Genomic DNA, 15,814 nt, shown 5'->3' with positions numbered 1-15,814 from the left:
ATTTACATGAATTTTAAAAATTCAATATTATTTCCTCCAAGTTTAAGTATTCCTAAACCAATTATATTAGTAGCGAAAACTACTCAGTTTTTCTCAACCAGTTTAACAGCTAAGCTTGGCATAAAATTATTTAGCACTCCTATAAAATTTACTATCCCGAAAAGAGAAAAAGTAATGCTAAAAAGCGCACAGAAGAAAACAATAACCATACCTAATATTTCTAAAAAAGTAGAAATACTATCTTATGGATATTCTAAAAAGAAAGTTTTACTAGTACACGGTTGGGCTGGAAGAAGCACACAATTATTTATGATTGCTGATAAACTTTTAGAAAAAGGATATATGGTTATCTCTTTTGATGGTCCTGCTCACGGTAACTCTGAAGGAAAAACAACGATGATGCCCGATTTTTTAGACACCATTACCGAAATAGACAATCACTTTGGACCTTTTGATGCTGCCGTAGGGCATTCTTTTGGTGGTATGTGTTTATACAACAGTGTGGCTGATAATTTTAAAATTAATAAGTTGGTAACTGTTGGTGCTGCTGATAAAATTTCTGACGTTATTTTAAACTTTACTAAAAACTTAAAAGTAAAGTCGGTTGTTGCTTCTAAAATGAAAAGCATTTTTGATAAACAATGGAATACAGACATAGATCTTCATTCATCGAGTATTGTTGCTAAAAATATAAACATTCCTGTTTTAATAGTTCATGATTCTAATGATGGCGATGTTCCTGTAAGTTGCGCAATAAATATTCGTCAAAATACAAAAGAAGGAAAACTTTTAATCACCAAAGGCTTAGGTCACACTAAAATACTTCGTAACAAAAAGGTAACTTCTGATATTGTTGATTTTATTATTCAGTAATTATGAAAAATAGTATAATAGCTTTATTTTTAATAACATTTGTTAATTGTTCGGGGATTGCTCAAGACAAAAAAACATATAAAGTTTCAAAAACAGCTAAAGAATGGAAAAGTATTTTAACACCAATACAATATTACGTTCTTAGAGAGGCTGGTACCGAACGTCAAAACTCTAGCTCTTTAAATAATAATTATAAAAAAGGGTTATATGTTTGCGCCGCTTGCAATACACCTCTGTATAAATCTAAAAACAAGTATGATTCTCGTTCTGGTTGGCCTGCTTTTGATAGGGCGATAGAAAAAAATGTTGAATTAGATGTTGATTATAAAATAGGTCATGCACGTACCGAGTTAAAATGCAATACTTGTGGCGGTCATTTAGGACATGCATTTAATGATGGCCCAACAAAAACAACAGGCATTCGTCATTGTATTAATGGCGCTGCACTAAATTTTATCCATAAAAAATAATTCAATTAAAAATAGTACATTAGAGCTGATATAATCAGCTCTTTTTTTATGGATGCATCTTACTTACCAAGTGCAATAAAACAGTTTGAATATTATAAACTTTTAGGAGATAAAACATTTGCGCAATTAAATCGTGATCAGTTTTTCTGGAAACAAAATAAAGAAGACAGTTCTATAGCTATTATTGTAAAACATATATCAGGCAATATGCGTTCTCGTTGGACCTGTTTTTTAACAGAAGATGGAGAAAAAGAATGGCGTAACCGAGATGATGAATTTATAAATTCTTTTACCTCACAAGAAGAAGTAATCGCTTATTGGGAAATGGGTTGGCAATGTTTATTTAACGCACTAAATACTATAACTAAAGAAAATTCTGATACTATAGTTTATATCAGAAACCAAGGTCATAGTATAACTGAAGCCATAAATAGACAATTATGTCACTATTCGTATCACGTAGGTCAAATCGTTTTTTTAGGTAAATTATCAACTGGAGATGATTGGAAATCTTTATCTGTAGCAAAAGGAAACTCTAAAGAATATAATGCTGAAAAGTTTAGTAAAGAAAAATCTCGTAAACATTTTACAGACGATTTATGAAAAACAAATCCGTTTACTTGAATAAATTTCAGGTTTGCAAAAAAACTATTTTATAATGGAAAAAGAAACTATAATTTCTTTATTAGAGGATAAACATCAAGAATTATTTAATTGGATACATAAACAACCTGAAGATTCTTATGAAAAGGGTCCTGAAGGAAAATGGACTACCGGACAACACATTGTTCATTTAGTAGCTTCAATAAAGCAAGTAAATAATGCATTGAGTTATCCTAAATTTTTATTAAAATATAAATTCGGAAGTTCAAACAGAGAAGTTCGTTCTTATGATGAAGTTGCAAAACGCTATCAAGAGAAGCTTTCTAAAAATCAAGAAAGAGCCAGGAAATTTAATATTGAAATAAAAACACCTTCAAAAATTAAATTTAACCAATTATTAGCAACTCTTCAAGTACAAAATAAAAAACTACAACACAAAACGAAACGTTGGAAAAACAAAGATTTAAATTCCCTAATTCTTCCTCATCCATTAATGGGTAAAATGCCAATTAGAGAAATTATTATGTGGACTGGTTATCATACCGAGCATCACACTACTATTTTAAAAGAGAAGCATTAGTTTTTAATTTTTAACCTTCTTGAAAAATTACTTAATTTTATTTATCATCTATTTTTCTTAAAAAAAGACTAAAAATCTAGCATCTAAAGTCTAACATCTAAAGTCTAATTACTATATTTGTGCCTCTAAAAATGAAGCCGATACATGTTTAATAATTTAAGTGAAAAGTTAGATAAAGCGTTACACACGCTTAAAGGACACGGAAAAATTACTGAAGTTAATGTTGCAGAAACGCTAAAGGAAGTTCGTAGAGCTTTATTGGATGCCGATGTTAACTTTAAGATAGCTAAAGATTTTACAAAAAGAGTTCAGAAAAAAGCGATAGGTCAAGACGTATTAACTACGTTAAACCCTGGCCAATTAATGGTAAAGTTAGTTAAAGACGAACTTACTGAATTAATGGGAGGTGATACTGTTGGTGTTAACTTAGGCGGCTCTCTTAGTGTAATTTTAATGTCTGGTTTACAAGGATCTGGTAAAACTACCTTTTCTGGTAAATTGGCTAACTTCTTAAAAACTAAAAAATCTAAAGAAGTATTATTAGTAGGTTGTGATGTGTATCGTCCTGCCGCTATTAATCAGTTACAAGTTGTTGGAGAACAAATTGGTGTTGATGTATATGCTGAAGTAGAAAATAAAAATCCTGTTGAAATTTCTTTAAATGCTATTAAGCATGCAAAAGCAAACGGTAAGAATGTAGTTATTATTGATACTGCCGGTCGTTTAGCTGTTGATGAAGAAATGATGAATGAAATTTCTAACATTCACAAAGCTGTTAATCCGCAAGAAACATTATTTGTTGTAGATGCTATGACAGGGCAAGATGCTGTAAATACTGCAAAAGCCTTTAATGATATTTTAAACTTCGATGGTGTTGTATTAACCAAATTAGATGGTGATACACGTGGTGGAGCTGCTTTATCGATAAAATCGGTCGTAAATAAACCAATTAAGTTTATTGGTACTGGTGAAAAGATGGATGCAATTGATGTATTCTATCCAGATCGTATGGCAGATCGTATTTTGGGTATGGGAGACGTTATCTCTTTAGTAGAACGTGCTCAAGAACAATACGATGAAGATGAAGCTAGAAAATTACAAAAGAAGATTGCTAAAGATCAGTTTGGTTTTGATGACTTTTTAAGTCAAATACAACAAATCAAAAAAATGGGTAGCATGAAAGATCTTGTAGGTATGATTCCTGGTGCAGGAAAAGCCCTAAAAGATGTTGAAATAGAAGACGATGCTTTTACAGGTATCGAAGCAATTATACAATCTATGACTCCGCTAGAAAGAAGTACACCTTCTTCCATAAACGCAAGTCGTAAGAAAAGAATAGCAAAAGGTTCTGGTACCTCTGTTCAAGAAATAAACCAGTTAATGAAGCAGTTCAATCAGATGAGCAAAATGATGAAAATGATGCAAGGTGGTGGCGGAAGAAAAATGATGCAAATGATGAAAGGAATGAAATAATATAAAAGAGAAGCTGCTGTGGCTTCTCTTTTTTTTTACATATAAGTTTAACAATCACTACAACACAACAACACAATGATTTTACTAGACGGTAAAAAAACATCCGCAGATATTAAAGAAGAAATTGCTCTTGATGTATTAGATTTAAAAAATCAAGATAAAAAAACACCTCATTTAGCAGCCATTATTGTTGGTAACGATGGCGCTAGTTTAACCTATGTTAACGCTAAGGTAAAAGCATGCGACCGTGTAGGTTTTGAATCTTCTTTAATTAGACTTTCTGAAGAAACAACCGAAGAAGAATTACTTAATGAAATTGCCATTTTAAATATCGATAATGATATTGATGGTTTTATTGTACAGTTACCACTACCCGATCATATTGATGAACAAAAAGTATTAATGGCCGTAAATCCGGATAAAGATGTAGACGGATTTCACCCAACAAATGTTGGTAAAATGGCCTTAAACTTACCTACGTTTATTTCTGCTACGCCTTTTGGAATTTTAGAATTGTTAGATCGCTATAATGTTGAAACTAGCGGGAAGAATGTTGTCGTTATTGGTCGTAGTCATATTGTAGGTAGCCCAATGAGTATTTTATTGGCTCAAAAAAGAAAAATAGGTAACGCAACAGTTACTTTAACACATAGTAGAACCAAAAACTTAAAAGAAATTACTTTACAAGCTGATATTATTATTGCTGCTTTAGGTATTCCTGAATTTTTAAAAGCCGATATGGTTAAGGATAATGTTACTGTTATTGATGTTGGAATTACCCGTGTTGCCGACTCTTCTAAAAAACGAGGTTTTCGTTTAGTTGGTGATGTTGCTTTTAATGAAGTATCTGAAAAATCAGCATTTATAACACCAGTTCCTGGTGGCGTAGGTCCAATGACTATTGCCATGTTACTAAAAAACACATTACTCGCTTGTAAACGAAATGATTTATAACAAGTAAAAAAACTCCAAACATTTGTTTGGAGTTTTTTTGGGCTAAATTTTTATTTCTTTATTTGTTGCCAATTCAACAGGCATCTTATCTTTTTGAAATAATCGAGCAGATAAACTCCCTTTTAAAACAATCGAATCTCCATTTACTTCTAACCAACCTCCTTCTCGCAAACCTAAAACTGAAGTCATATTAAATACATGATACTCCTTTATTCTTGTTTCACGGGTTTCTCCCATATGCGTAGAATTTTCAATAGGATCTAAATAATGTGCATTTATATTAAACGGAATAAATTCTAACGTTTTAAAACTTGGCGGATATACAATTGGCATATCGTTGGTATTCATCATCGTTACTCCGCAAATATTACTTCCGGCACTGGTTCCTAAATAGGGCGTTCCGTTCTCTACAACTTCTTTTAAAGCACTTATTACATCGTTTTTATATAATTGATTTACCAGTTCAAAAGTATTTCCTCCACCTGTAAAAATCCCGTCCGCTTGTTTTAATGCTTCCTTCGGATTCTCGAACTCATGAATACCTTTTACTTTTTTAGCAATCGTAGCAAAAGCTTTTTTAGCAATAGCGGTATACTCGTCGTAACTTATTCCGCCAGGCCTTGCATAAGGAATAAATAAAATAGTATTCGCTTCTTTAAAGAAAGTAGTTAGCGTTGGTAATATATATTCTAAATATCCGCTTCCGTGAATCGTTGATGTACTAGCTATAATAAGTTTTTTCATACCTCAAATTAACAAAAATTTACCATCCTTTTAAAACATTTTTAAGACAAGTAGGTAGTTTCTTTGTAAAATGAGAAAGTTTTTATTTTTTATATGCTACTTAACTTCATTAATTATCGTTGCTCAAAACAATGCTAAAATTGTTTCCGGAACTATTTATTTAGATAGTTTAGCTTTGGAAGACGTACATATTATCAATCCTAAATTAGATATCGGTTCGGTTTCTGATAAACAAGGTCGTTTTGAAATTCTTGCTGCAAAAGGTGATGTTTTAATAATTTCTCACGTAAACTTCGAATATAAAGAACACCTTATTACAGAGGATGATTTAAGATTGCAACAGATTAACATTCATTTAGATAGTAAAACTTATATGTTAGATGAAATTGTTCTTAAAAAAAAGAAAGGTATTTTTGAAGTTGACAAAGACATACTAATATACAAAGGCCCAATTGTTAATGCCCAAACATTAAAGTTACCGTACGCTAAAAACCAACAGATTAAAGGTAAAAAAACGGTAGCTATTAACTCAGGTTTGTCTGTTAATTTAGGTGGACTCGTGAATGCTTTGAACGGTAATACAAAACAAAAAAAGGTTTTTAAAAAATTAAAGATCGAAGATGAAAATATCATTAAAATAAGAAAGCATTTTACAGATAGCTTCTTTATTTATCAGCTGAAAATAACAAAAGAAAACATCAATCCGTTTTTAGAATTTTGCATCTCAAAAGGTATTATCAATTTATATAGAAAAGATAAATTTTTAGAACTTACTACAGTTTTATTGGATAATAGTAAAAACTCTCCGTATCTTTTACATAAAGAAAACACTCGGGTTACTCAAAAATAAATCTATGAAAAAACAACTACTCTTACTTTTATTTTTTTTTACTATTTCTTTTAAAATCTTTGCTCAAGAAAATCGAAAATTTATATATGCTACGATAAAAGATAAAATCGGAGCAGTATCTAACGCACATATAATTAATCTAAAAACAAACCAAGGAACTTATACTAATGAAGAAGGTGAGTTTAGAATCTTAACAAAAGTTAATGATTCCTTACAAATATCGTTTGTTGGCTATAAAACAACCTTTTTTAAGGTGAAAATTAAGAATTTCGGCTTATTTAAGAATGAAATTATTTTAGAAAAAGAGGTTCTTGAGCTTGATGAAATTATATTAAAAAAACATGATTTAATAGGCTCATTAGGTGTTGATGCAAAAAAAACACCTAAAGATATTGGAAAAGACAAATCTAAAAGTGCTTTAGATTTTTCGATGATAGATTTTGAAAAAGTGGTTAGTACTATCGTTGATGCTATAGACCGTTCTAAAGCGCCAAACATGCAAAAACAAACGGATCCTACAGCTAAATTTGCTGGTGTAGGTGGTGGTTTTAATTCTGGTCCCGATAAATATGCTGCAGAAAAAAGAAGAGTTCGAAAAGAAATTAAATATAAAGAGAATTTTCCTAACATGTTAATTTCTCAGTTTGGTGAAAAATTCTTTTTTGATGAATTAAAAATTCCAAAAGAAAAATATCACCACTTTTTAGCTTACTGTAATTCCTTAAATATAGAAGGACTATATAAAGATGGCAAAGTCTTAGAAATGTTAAAAATATTACAACAAGAAAGTAAAAGTTATTTAAAAATTATAAATTCACCCGAATGAATAAACGGTTAGTCTTTTTTATTATATTAATTTCTTTTTTAAAAACACAATCTCAGGAAAATCGAAAATTCTTGTATGCTGATGTAAAAGATAAGATTGGCGGTGTTTATAACGCGCATGTTGTTAACTTAAATTCTAAACAAGGTACTTTTACCAATGAAAATGGCGAATTTAGAGTTTTAGCAAAAGTAAACGATTCTTTGCAAATATCTTTTATGGGTTATAAAACAGCTGTTTTTGTTGTGAAAATTAAGCATTTCGGAATACAAAAAAACAGCTTTGAGTTAGAGAAAACATTGTATGAATTAGATGAAGTTGCCTTAAAAAAAAATAATTTTTTAGGGTATTTAAGTTCAGACAGTAAAAATATTACCTCTACAAAAGAAATAAATGCAGAAACATTAAAACTTCCTTATGCTGGCTCTAGAATAATGACGCCTGCCGAAAGAAAATTACATACTGCAATGGGAGGAAGTCATCCGATAGGCTTAACCTCTGTTTCTTTAGATTATATCATTAATAGTATTTCCGGAAGGATAACTAAACTCCGAAAACTTAAATCTATTGAAACATTAGAGGTAAAAGTAAAAAAATTAAAAAACACGTATTCTAAGTATATTGTAAAGGAGTATAACATCAAAGAATCAGACGTTTACAAGTTTATTTATTTTTGTACTTCTGATGAAAATTTTAATCAGATTTATAATTCAGGTGACATAAATATGATTCTATTTTTAAAAAAGAAATCCGAAGCCTTTAAAAAACTACATTCAAACAATTATAATTAGTAATTTGGCGCAATAATTGGTCTTTAAAAAGTTATGAAAAAAATATTTATACTATTATTTATCCTTCCACTATTCTCTTTTAGTGTTCACAAATACTATATTTCTTTAACAGAAATTGAATACAAAGAAAAAACACAATCTGTTCAAATGATTATGAATGTTTTTATTGATGATATAGAAAATGCCATTAATAAAGACTACAACGTAGATTTACAATTAACTACAAAAGATGAGTTTAAAAAAGTTGATAAACTTTTCTTTAATTATTTACAAAAACATTTTAGAGTTAAAATAAACGATACTAATGTAACCTATCGTTTTATCGGTAAAGAATACGATGGTGATATTGTTTATTTTTATTTAGAAATTGAAAACATTACCAACATAAAAACCATCGAAATACAAAACGATGTATTAATAAATCATTTTCCTGAGCAACAAAACTTAATTAAAACGTCGATAAAAAAGGATCGAAAGAGTTTATTTTTAGATAAAAAAAATGATAAAGGTTTGTTAAAATTTTAACCTTCTTTAACAATACCAATTACTAATTATTACTTTTAAAAACTATTAAATAATTTACATACAGAATGAAAAAAAATATTTTATTCGTTTTCTCATTTTTTTTTGTGGCAGCTACTGCTTTTGCTCAACAAATTACTAAAGAAGGACATACGAATCAAAACAAATTCAGACAATTAAAACAAGAATTACCAACACCAAATAGTCAACGTACGGCTTCAGGAGCTCCTGGAATAAAATACACACAACAAAAAGTTGATTATACAATGGATATCGTATTGAATGACGATAAACAAAGTATTACAGGTAACGAAACAATTACATACCATAATAATTCTACAGATGAATTAACTTATTTATGGGTGCAGTTAGATCAAAATATGCGTGCAGCAGATTCTAAAACTCCAGATATTGCTCCAACTAAAATTCGTAAAAAATTGCCTAAACGTTTTTATGACAGAGCTTTTCCTGAAAAGCCTTTTGATGGTGGATTCAAAATTACAAATGTTACCAACGCAGACGGAACAAAATTATCACACACCATTAACCAAACAATGATGCGTATTAATTTACCCCAACCATTAGCTTCTGGCGATACATTTAAGTTTAATATTAACTGGTGGTACAACATCAATAATCACAGAACTCAAGGTGGTAGATCTGGTTACGAACATTTTCCTGAAGACAATAATAACAATTATGTAATTGCACAATTTTACCCAAGATTATGTGTGTATGATAATGTTGAAGGCTGGCAAAATGATCAGTTTTGGGGAAGAAGTGAATTTGCTTTAGAATTTGGAGATTTTAATGTAAATATTACTGTTCCTGCAGATCATATGTTAGGTGCAACAGGTGTATTGTTAAATAAAAAAGATGTTTTTTCTAAAACTGAATTAAAAAGAATTGAAAAAGCAAGAAAAACTTTCGACAAACCTGTTATTATTAGAACCCAACAAGAAGCTGAAAAAATTGAAAAAGGGCGTTCTAAAAAAACAAAAACTTGGAAATTTAAAGCGACCAATGTAAGAGATTATGCTTTTGCAACTTCAAGAAAATTTATTTTTGATGCAATGGCTGTTGATATTAATGGTAAAACAGTAATGGCTGAATCTTTATACTCTAAAGAAGCAAATCCGTTATACGGAGATCATTCTACAAGAGCTGTAGGACAAACGTTAAAAACATATTCTAGATATACATTTGATTATCCGTATCACAAAGCAATTTCTGTTGACGGACAAATGGGAATGGAATATCCGCAGATTTGTTTCAATCCAGGAAGACCTGATCTTGCTGATGGAGGTTATTCAGATAGAGTAAAATATAGAATGGTAAAAGTTACAATCCATGAGGTTGGACATAACTTTTTCCCGATGATTGTAAATTCTGATGAACGCCAATGGACATGGATGGATGAAGGTTTAAACTCTTACATGGAAATGTTAGCTGAATTAGATTACGACAAAGACTTTCCTATAACAAGAGGATATCCGAAGAATATTGTAAAATATATGAGCGGAGATCAAGCCAGAATTGCACCAATTATGTCTAAAGGAGATAACGTATATAGTTTTGGTAACAACGCTTACGGTAAACCTGCAACTGCCTTATGGATTTTAAGAGAAACCATTATGGGAAAAGAATTATTTGACCATGCGTTTGCAACCTATTCTAAAAGATGGAAATTTAAACACCCTACTCCTGCCGATTTCTTTAGATCTATGGAAGATGCTTCGGCAATGGATTTAGACTGGTTTTGGAGAGGATGGTTTTACTCTACAGATGTAACTGATATTGGCGTAAAAGATGTAAAGAAATTCTATACAACTACAAATGAAGATCATTCAGTTAATTTTACAGAAGACACTTCTAATGGTTTAGGTTTTACTAAAAAACAAAGTAAATATCATTATGAAATTACTTATAACAAACCAGGTGGTTTAGTAATGCCTATTATTGTTGAGTTTACTTATAAAGACGGAACAAAAGAAAAGAAAACATATCCTGCACAAATTTGGAGGTACAATGATAAGGAAGTAACAAAAGTATTTTCTTCATCAAAAGAAGTACAAAATATTACAATCGATCCTGATTTAGAAACTGCAGATGTAGATACATCTAACAACAGCTGGCCTAAAAAAACAACAACTAAATTCGATAAATTTAAGAATAAAGTTAAAGGTTAAAATAAACATATTTAAAGTTAAAAGCGGTACAAGATAATTGTACCGCTTTTTTTTGCACCTAAATTGTATAAAGGTTTGTTAAAATTTTAACAAACACCGTTTTCTACTTCTCAAAATTTAGTAACTTTCCGCATATTTTAACTAAATCAAACAAAAAATGAAAAAATACGCTACGCTATTACTTTCAGCCCTTTTTGTTTCTGCATCAATATTTGCACAAGAAACACCCAAAAAAGAGCCTCAAAAAGGTCATACCGATCAAAACAAATTCCGTCAACTAAAAGACGTATTAGCAACTCCAAACGACCAAAGAACTGCTTCTGGAGCTCCTGGACACCAATACACACAACAAAAAGTTGATTATGTAATGGACATTCGTTTAGACGAGCAAAATGATAGAATTTATGGTAATGAAACCATTACATATCATAACAACTCTAAAGATGCTTTAGAATATTTATGGGTTCAGTTAGACCAAAATATGCGTGCACCAGATTCTAAAACTCCGTTAGCACAATCTAAAGGAGCTAGTGGTTTTCAAACACCAAAGCAGTTTGTAAGTAGTAATATGGATGAAGCTAAAGATTTTGGATACAAAATTGAAGCTGTTAAGTATGAAGATGGTAGAGATTTACCTCATACAATTAATCGTACTATGATGCGTATTAATTTACCAACGCCTTTGGCTTCTGGTGAAGTATTTAAATTTAAAATTAAGTGGAACTATTTAATTAACGATATTAATGCAGACGGAGGTCGTTCTGGATTAGAAACATTTCCTGATGGAAATAAAAACTATACAATTGCACAGTTTTTTCCACGTTTAGCAGTTTATGATAACGTAGAAGGATGGCAGAACATGCAGTTTTGGGGTCGTTCTGAATTTGCTTTAGAATTTGGAGATTACGATGTTAAAATTACAGTTCCTGCAGATCATATTATGGAAGCTACTGGTGAGTTACAAAACGAAAAAGATGTTTTAACTAAAGAACAACGTAACCGTTTAGAAAAAGCTAGAAAATCGTTTGCAAACCCTGTAATGATTGTTACACAAGCTGAAGCTGAAGAAACAGAAAAAGGTCGTGCTACAAAAACAAAAACTTGGCACTATAAAGCAAACAGTGTACGTGATTATGCTTTTGCTTCTTCAAGAAAATATATTTGGGACGCTATGGCAACCAATATTAATGGTAAAACAGTAATGGCTACTTCTTTATATCCTAAAGAAGGAAATCCTTTATGGGAAGAACACTCTACAAGAGCCGTTGCTACAACACTTATCGAATATTCTAAATTAACATTCGATTACCCTTATTCTAAAGCTGTTTCTGTACACTCAGAAAGACAAGGTATGGAATATCCTATGATTTGTTTCAACTTTGGTAGACCAAATCCTGATGGAACTTATTCTGACAGAACTAAAAAAGGAATGATTGGTGTTATTGTTCACGAAGTTGGACATAACTTTTTTCCAATGATTGTAAACTCAGACGAACGTCAGTGGACTTGGATGGATGAAGGTTTAAATTCTTTTGTTGAAATTTTAGCTGAAGACGTATATGACCCTGTATTATTTGCTTCAAACCCAGCAAAAGATATTACAAGATATATGGGCGGAGATCAAAGTAATATCTCTCCTATTATGTCTCAAGGAGATTATGTAAAACAATTCGGACCAAATGCATACTCTAAGCCAGCTGCTGGTTTATATATGTTACGTAAAACTATTATGGGACCAGAATTATTTGACTACGCTTTTAGAACTTACTCTAAAAGATGGATGTTTAAACACCCAACTCCTGCTGATTTCTTTAGAACAATGGAAGATGCATCTGGAATGGATTTAGACTGGTTCTGGAGAGGATGGTTTTATACAACTGACTATACTGATATCGGAATTAAAGAAGTTAAGCCAATGTATTTAACTGATAAGCCAAATGAAAGAACAGCTGGTTTAATTAAAAAATACCCACAGTATTTTAACAACTTAGGGGAATTAATGTTTTTAACAACTAATAAAGAAGATGCTAATTCTTCAGTTTTAGAAAAGCATTTAAATACTTTATCTAGCGATGAAAAAGCTAAGTTAAAAGAAGTTCCTAAGTTTATGTATCAAGTTGAATTTGAAAAGCCAGGAGGTTTAGCAATGCCAATTATAGTTGAATTAACATATGCTGATGGAACTAAAAAGCGTGAAACTTTTCCTGCACAAATTTGGATGAACGATGACGCAAAAGTATATAGAGTATTTTCTTCTGCTAAAGAAGTTACAAATATTACTGTAGATCCTGATTTTGAAACTGCAGATGTTGATACATCTAACAATAGCTGGCCAAAGAAAACAGCTAACAAGTTTGATAAATTTAAAAATAAAGTAAAAAAATAACATTTACTTTCGTTTATATATCAAAAAAACCCGCTATGATAGCGGGTTTTTTATATACATTCAATATTCGTTATTTTTTAAATAACTTGTTAATCTCATCTAATGTTAACAATTTAGATTCTGTTAAAACATCTGGTTCTCTACTTACATATTGTTCAATTTGCAGCTTAATTTCACCTTCATGTCGTTCGTACTTTAAGTAAACAACGTCTCCATTTGCTTTTATTTGATATTTACTACCTGCAGCCTCTTCAAAACCTCTAACCATTATTGCATGCAATTTATCAGCATCATTATCTACATTTTTAAACGTAAATGAAACATACTCGTTTATAGGGTTGTTTATATTTTTATAAAATAAATTATATGCTTCATCACCTAACTTCTCTAGGTAAACAAATTCAACCCTACCTACAATTTCTACTCTTGCGGTTTCTATAAATTCAATTTGAGAATACGATGCAACAGAAACAAAGAATGTTGCTAAAAAAAATAGTTTTTTCATAAATATTAGAGTTTAAAGTTTGATATAAATATATTTGATTATAATTAAACAAAATAACGTTTTATTAAATAAAAAATTATATTCTTTTTTTGAAATATTCCCCTTCATTAAAAAAAAGAAAGTTAAATGCATTTTTACATGACTATTAAAATGAAAATACTTGCCTTTGCTACTATACTTTTATGTCTTGCTTCTTGTAAAAAACATAATAATTTATTAGAATCAACAACTTATAGAGCCAGCTTAAAAGTACAAGATAATCAAGAAATTCCGTTTACATTTAAAGTTAAATCTAGTAATCTAATTGAAATATATAATGCTGATGAAGTTATTATTGTAGATGAAATTACTTACAAAAATGATTCTGTTTATATACAAACTCCCGTTTTTGAAGGTTATATTGTAGCTAAAATTTCTGATGACAAGTCATTAAAAGGTTATTTTGTAAAACCCTCTTTAAACAGGTCTGTTTTATTTAATGCTACAACCAAAAATACATCTAGATTTAGAACAACTAAAAAACCACTATATAATATTACAGGAAACTGGCAAACAATTTTTAGTCCTAATAAAAAAGAAGACCGTTATATTGCAAAAGGAATATTTTCTCAAAATAAAAACAAAGTCGTTGGTACCTTTAGAACAACTACTGGTGATTATCGTTATTTAGAAGGTATCGTAAATGGTGACTCCTTAAAATTATCTACTTTTGATGGTGCGCATGCTTTCTTATTTACCGCCAAAGTAACTGACTCAACGCTAACTGGTGTTTTTTACTCTGGAAACCACTGGAAAGAACCATTTATAGCTAAATTAAATGAAAATTATGAATTACCAAATGAGAATACTCTTACTACTTTGAACAAAGATTACGATAGTTTCAATTTTTCTTTCCCTGATGAATCTGGTAAATTGGTTTCTTATTCTGATGAACTTTTTAAAAATAAGGTTACTGTAGTACAAATTATGGGTACTTGGTGTCCTAACTGTTTAGATGAAACGAAGTATTATGTAGATTATTTAAAAAAGAATTCAAACACAGCTATACAATTCGTAGCACTCGCCTTTGAAATAGATAAAACTCCTGAAAAAGCCTTTGAAAAGATTAATCGATTAAAAACCCGATTAAAAATAACCTACCCTATTTTATTAGCCCAATACAAAGGTGTTAATAAAAAAGAGGCTGCTGAAAAATTGCCAATGTTAAACCATATACTTTCCTACCCAACAACTGTTTTTATTGATAAAAAAGGTAAAATACGTAAAATACATACAGGTTTTAACGGACCAGCTACCGGACAAAAATACATTGATTTTAAAAATGAATTTAAGAGCTTTATAGACACTTTAGTAAAAGAATAATCCTTAGATAACAATGCTATTATTTAATATAAGTTCCAGTTGTTTAACGTATCAAAAATAATTTTAAAATAGTGACTAAAAAAAGTAAAATATTAGGTCAAAAAATAAAGAGAAATGCAAGGATTTCAAAATATATCATTTATAAAGAAACATTAATTGACTTTAAAGAGCAATTTTGGTCTTTTATCGGTGCTTTTTTTGGAATCGGATTAATAGCCTTTATTCAAGCTTCTTATTTACCTCGACTAGAAAATATTCTTTTAATAGGATCTTTTGGAGCTGCTAGTGTGCTTATTTTTGGCGCTATACAAAGTCCGCTTGCGCAACCACGTAATTTTATTGGTGGCCAAATAATTTCTGCTTTCATTGGTGTAACCGTATTTAAATTTTGCCCTGATATAATATGGATTACAGCTCCACTTGCCGTTGCGAGTTCTATTGTAATTATGCAGATTACAAAAACCTTACATCCGCCTGGCGGCGCAACAGCTCTTATTGCTGTTATTGGTGCAGAAAAAATAAAGAGCTTGGGGTATTTTTATGTTTTTTCTCCAGTATTAACAGGTACTTTAATATTATTTATCACCGCACTTGTTTTTAATAACATGACAAAACACCGACAATACCCAACAAATAGTAGATTAACAAGAGTATTTAAAAGTAAAAAACTTTCTAAAAATCAGAAATAA

16 protein-coding genes are annotated in these 15,814 nt (G+C 30.4%); 14 read left to right on the top strand and 2 right to left on the bottom strand.

Annotation, left to right across the window (positions count from 1 at the left end; genetic code table 11):
- Positions 1–6: 6 nt before the first annotated feature.
- The 6 genes from H0I30_RS00565 (at position 7) to folD (ending at position 4,953) form a co-directional block, all read left to right on the top strand.
- A complete protein-coding gene (locus tag H0I30_RS00565; RefSeq protein WP_218772372.1) occupies positions 7–873 on the top strand; it encodes an alpha/beta hydrolase in 867 nt (288 codons plus the stop codon).
- 2 nt (positions 874–875) lie between these two features.
- Positions 876–1,343, top strand: a complete 468-nt coding sequence (gene msrB / locus H0I30_RS00560) for a peptide-methionine (R)-S-oxide reductase MsrB (protein ID WP_218772371.1) — start codon at positions 876–878, stop codon at positions 1,341–1,343.
- Positions 1,344–1,391: 48 nt separating this feature from the next.
- The gene (locus tag H0I30_RS00555) at positions 1,392–1,946 is read left to right on the top strand and encodes a DUF1572 family protein (protein ID WP_218772370.1); all 555 of its coding nucleotides are present in this window, start codon (positions 1,392–1,394) and stop codon (positions 1,944–1,946) included.
- Positions 1,947–2,001: 55 nt separating this feature from the next.
- Positions 2,002–2,526, top strand: a complete 525-nt coding sequence (locus H0I30_RS00550; RefSeq protein ID WP_218772369.1) for a DinB family protein — start codon at positions 2,002–2,004, stop codon at positions 2,524–2,526.
- 144 nt (positions 2,527–2,670) lie between these two features.
- Entirely contained in the window at positions 2,671–3,999 is a 1,329-nt protein-coding gene (gene ffh, locus H0I30_RS00545; RefSeq protein ID WP_218772368.1) for a signal recognition particle protein, read from the top strand.
- Between the two features lie 75 nt (positions 4,000–4,074).
- Entirely contained in the window at positions 4,075–4,953 is an 879-nt protein-coding gene (gene folD, locus H0I30_RS00540) for a bifunctional methylenetetrahydrofolate dehydrogenase/methenyltetrahydrofolate cyclohydrolase FolD (RefSeq protein ID WP_218772367.1), read from the top strand.
- A 42-nt stretch (positions 4,954–4,995) separates the two neighbouring features.
- On the opposite strand, the gene pepE is transcribed toward folD, so the two are convergent.
- The gene (gene pepE / locus H0I30_RS00535) at positions 4,996–5,697 is read right to left on the bottom strand and encodes a dipeptidase PepE (protein WP_218772366.1); all 702 of its coding nucleotides are present in this window, start codon (positions 5,695–5,697) and stop codon (positions 4,996–4,998) included.
- A gap of 70 nt (positions 5,698–5,767) precedes the next feature.
- Between pepE and H0I30_RS00530 the strand changes: the two genes are divergently transcribed.
- The 6 genes from H0I30_RS00530 to H0I30_RS00505 all read left to right on the top strand — a co-directional run bounded on the left by H0I30_RS00530 (position 5,768) and on the right by H0I30_RS00505 (position 13,258).
- Positions 5,768–6,547, top strand: a complete 780-nt coding sequence (locus H0I30_RS00530) for a hypothetical protein (protein ID WP_218772365.1) — start codon at positions 5,768–5,770, stop codon at positions 6,545–6,547.
- Positions 6,548–6,551: 4 nt separating this feature from the next.
- The gene (locus H0I30_RS00525) at positions 6,552–7,373 is read left to right on the top strand and encodes a carboxypeptidase-like regulatory domain-containing protein (RefSeq protein ID WP_218772364.1); all 822 of its coding nucleotides are present in this window, start codon (positions 6,552–6,554) and stop codon (positions 7,371–7,373) included.
- On the top strand, positions 7,370–8,161 hold the full coding sequence (locus H0I30_RS00520; RefSeq protein ID WP_218772363.1) for a carboxypeptidase-like regulatory domain-containing protein: 792 nt from the start codon (positions 7,370–7,372) through the stop codon (positions 8,159–8,161). The genes H0I30_RS00525 and H0I30_RS00520 overlap by 4 nt, the downstream gene beginning before the upstream one ends.
- 33 nt (positions 8,162–8,194) lie before the next feature.
- A complete protein-coding gene (locus H0I30_RS00515) occupies positions 8,195–8,686 on the top strand; it encodes a DUF6702 family protein (protein ID WP_218772362.1) in 492 nt (163 codons plus the stop codon).
- Between the two features lie 65 nt (positions 8,687–8,751).
- Positions 8,752–10,872 (top strand): M1 family metallopeptidase, encoded by a 2,121-nt coding sequence (locus tag H0I30_RS00510; RefSeq protein WP_218772361.1) that lies wholly within the window; start codon positions 8,752–8,754, stop codon positions 10,870–10,872.
- A 157-nt stretch (positions 10,873–11,029) separates the two neighbouring features.
- Positions 11,030–13,258, top strand: coding sequence for a M1 family metallopeptidase (locus H0I30_RS00505; protein ID WP_218772360.1), 2,229 nt, complete (start codon positions 11,030–11,032; stop codon positions 13,256–13,258).
- A gap of 70 nt (positions 13,259–13,328) precedes the next feature.
- Here H0I30_RS00505 and H0I30_RS00500 read toward each other — a convergent pair whose 3' ends face one another.
- Positions 13,329–13,763 carry a hypothetical protein gene (locus H0I30_RS00500; protein ID WP_218772359.1) on the bottom strand — a complete coding sequence of 145 codons (435 nt, stop codon included), beginning with the start codon at positions 13,761–13,763 and terminating at the stop codon, positions 13,329–13,331.
- A gap of 150 nt (positions 13,764–13,913) precedes the next feature.
- Here H0I30_RS00500 and H0I30_RS00495 point away from each other — a divergent pair, with 150 nt between their 5' ends.
- Both H0I30_RS00495 and H0I30_RS00490 read left to right on the top strand, forming a co-directional pair.
- Entirely contained in the window at positions 13,914–15,125 is a 1,212-nt protein-coding gene (locus H0I30_RS00495; protein ID WP_218772358.1) for a peroxiredoxin, read from the top strand.
- A 71-nt stretch (positions 15,126–15,196) separates the two neighbouring features.
- The gene (locus H0I30_RS00490) at positions 15,197–15,814 is read left to right on the top strand and encodes an HPP family protein (protein ID WP_255554333.1); all 618 of its coding nucleotides are present in this window, start codon (positions 15,197–15,199) and stop codon (positions 15,812–15,814) included.

Origin of the sequence: Tenacibaculum sp. AHE14PA, from assembly GCF_019278465.1 — a bacterium.
In the GTDB taxonomy this organism is placed as follows: Bacteria; Bacteroidota; Bacteroidia; order Flavobacteriales; family Flavobacteriaceae; genus Polaribacter; species Polaribacter bernardetii.
Note: the sequence above shows the minus strand (reverse complement) of the source record. Positions and strands in the feature narration are given on the sequence as shown.

What these genes read in the sequence shown, in the direction of transcription:
- H0I30_RS00565 (WP_218772372.1), top strand. Translation starts at nt 7, where the DNA reads ATGAATTTTAAAAATTCAATATTATTTCCTCCAAGTTTAAGTATTCCT.
- msrB (WP_218772371.1), top strand. Translation starts at nt 876, where the DNA reads ATGAAAAATAGTATAATAGCTTTATTTTTAATAACATTTGTTAATTGT.
- H0I30_RS00555 (WP_218772370.1), top strand. Translation starts at nt 1,392, where the DNA reads ATGGATGCATCTTACTTACCAAGTGCAATAAAACAGTTTGAATATTAT.
- H0I30_RS00550 (WP_218772369.1), top strand. Translation starts at nt 2,002, where the DNA reads ATGGAAAAAGAAACTATAATTTCTTTATTAGAGGATAAACATCAAGAA.
- ffh (WP_218772368.1), top strand. Translation starts at nt 2,671, where the DNA reads ATGTTTAATAATTTAAGTGAAAAGTTAGATAAAGCGTTACACACGCTT.
- folD (WP_218772367.1), top strand. Translation starts at nt 4,075, where the DNA reads ATGATTTTACTAGACGGTAAAAAAACATCCGCAGATATTAAAGAAGAA.
- pepE (WP_218772366.1), bottom strand. Translation starts at nt 5,697, where the DNA reads ATGAAAAAACTTATTATAGCTAGTACATCAACGATTCACGGAAGCGGA.
- H0I30_RS00530 (WP_218772365.1), top strand. Translation starts at nt 5,768, where the DNA reads ATGAGAAAGTTTTTATTTTTTATATGCTACTTAACTTCATTAATTATC.
- H0I30_RS00525 (WP_218772364.1), top strand. Translation starts at nt 6,552, where the DNA reads ATGAAAAAACAACTACTCTTACTTTTATTTTTTTTTACTATTTCTTTT.
- H0I30_RS00520 (WP_218772363.1), top strand. Translation starts at nt 7,370, where the DNA reads ATGAATAAACGGTTAGTCTTTTTTATTATATTAATTTCTTTTTTAAAA.
- H0I30_RS00515 (WP_218772362.1), top strand. Translation starts at nt 8,195, where the DNA reads ATGAAAAAAATATTTATACTATTATTTATCCTTCCACTATTCTCTTTT.
- H0I30_RS00510 (WP_218772361.1), top strand. Translation starts at nt 8,752, where the DNA reads ATGAAAAAAAATATTTTATTCGTTTTCTCATTTTTTTTTGTGGCAGCT.
- H0I30_RS00505 (WP_218772360.1), top strand. Translation starts at nt 11,030, where the DNA reads ATGAAAAAATACGCTACGCTATTACTTTCAGCCCTTTTTGTTTCTGCA.
- H0I30_RS00500 (WP_218772359.1), bottom strand. Translation starts at nt 13,763, where the DNA reads ATGAAAAAACTATTTTTTTTAGCAACATTCTTTGTTTCTGTTGCATCG.
- H0I30_RS00495 (WP_218772358.1), top strand. Translation starts at nt 13,914, where the DNA reads ATGAAAATACTTGCCTTTGCTACTATACTTTTATGTCTTGCTTCTTGT.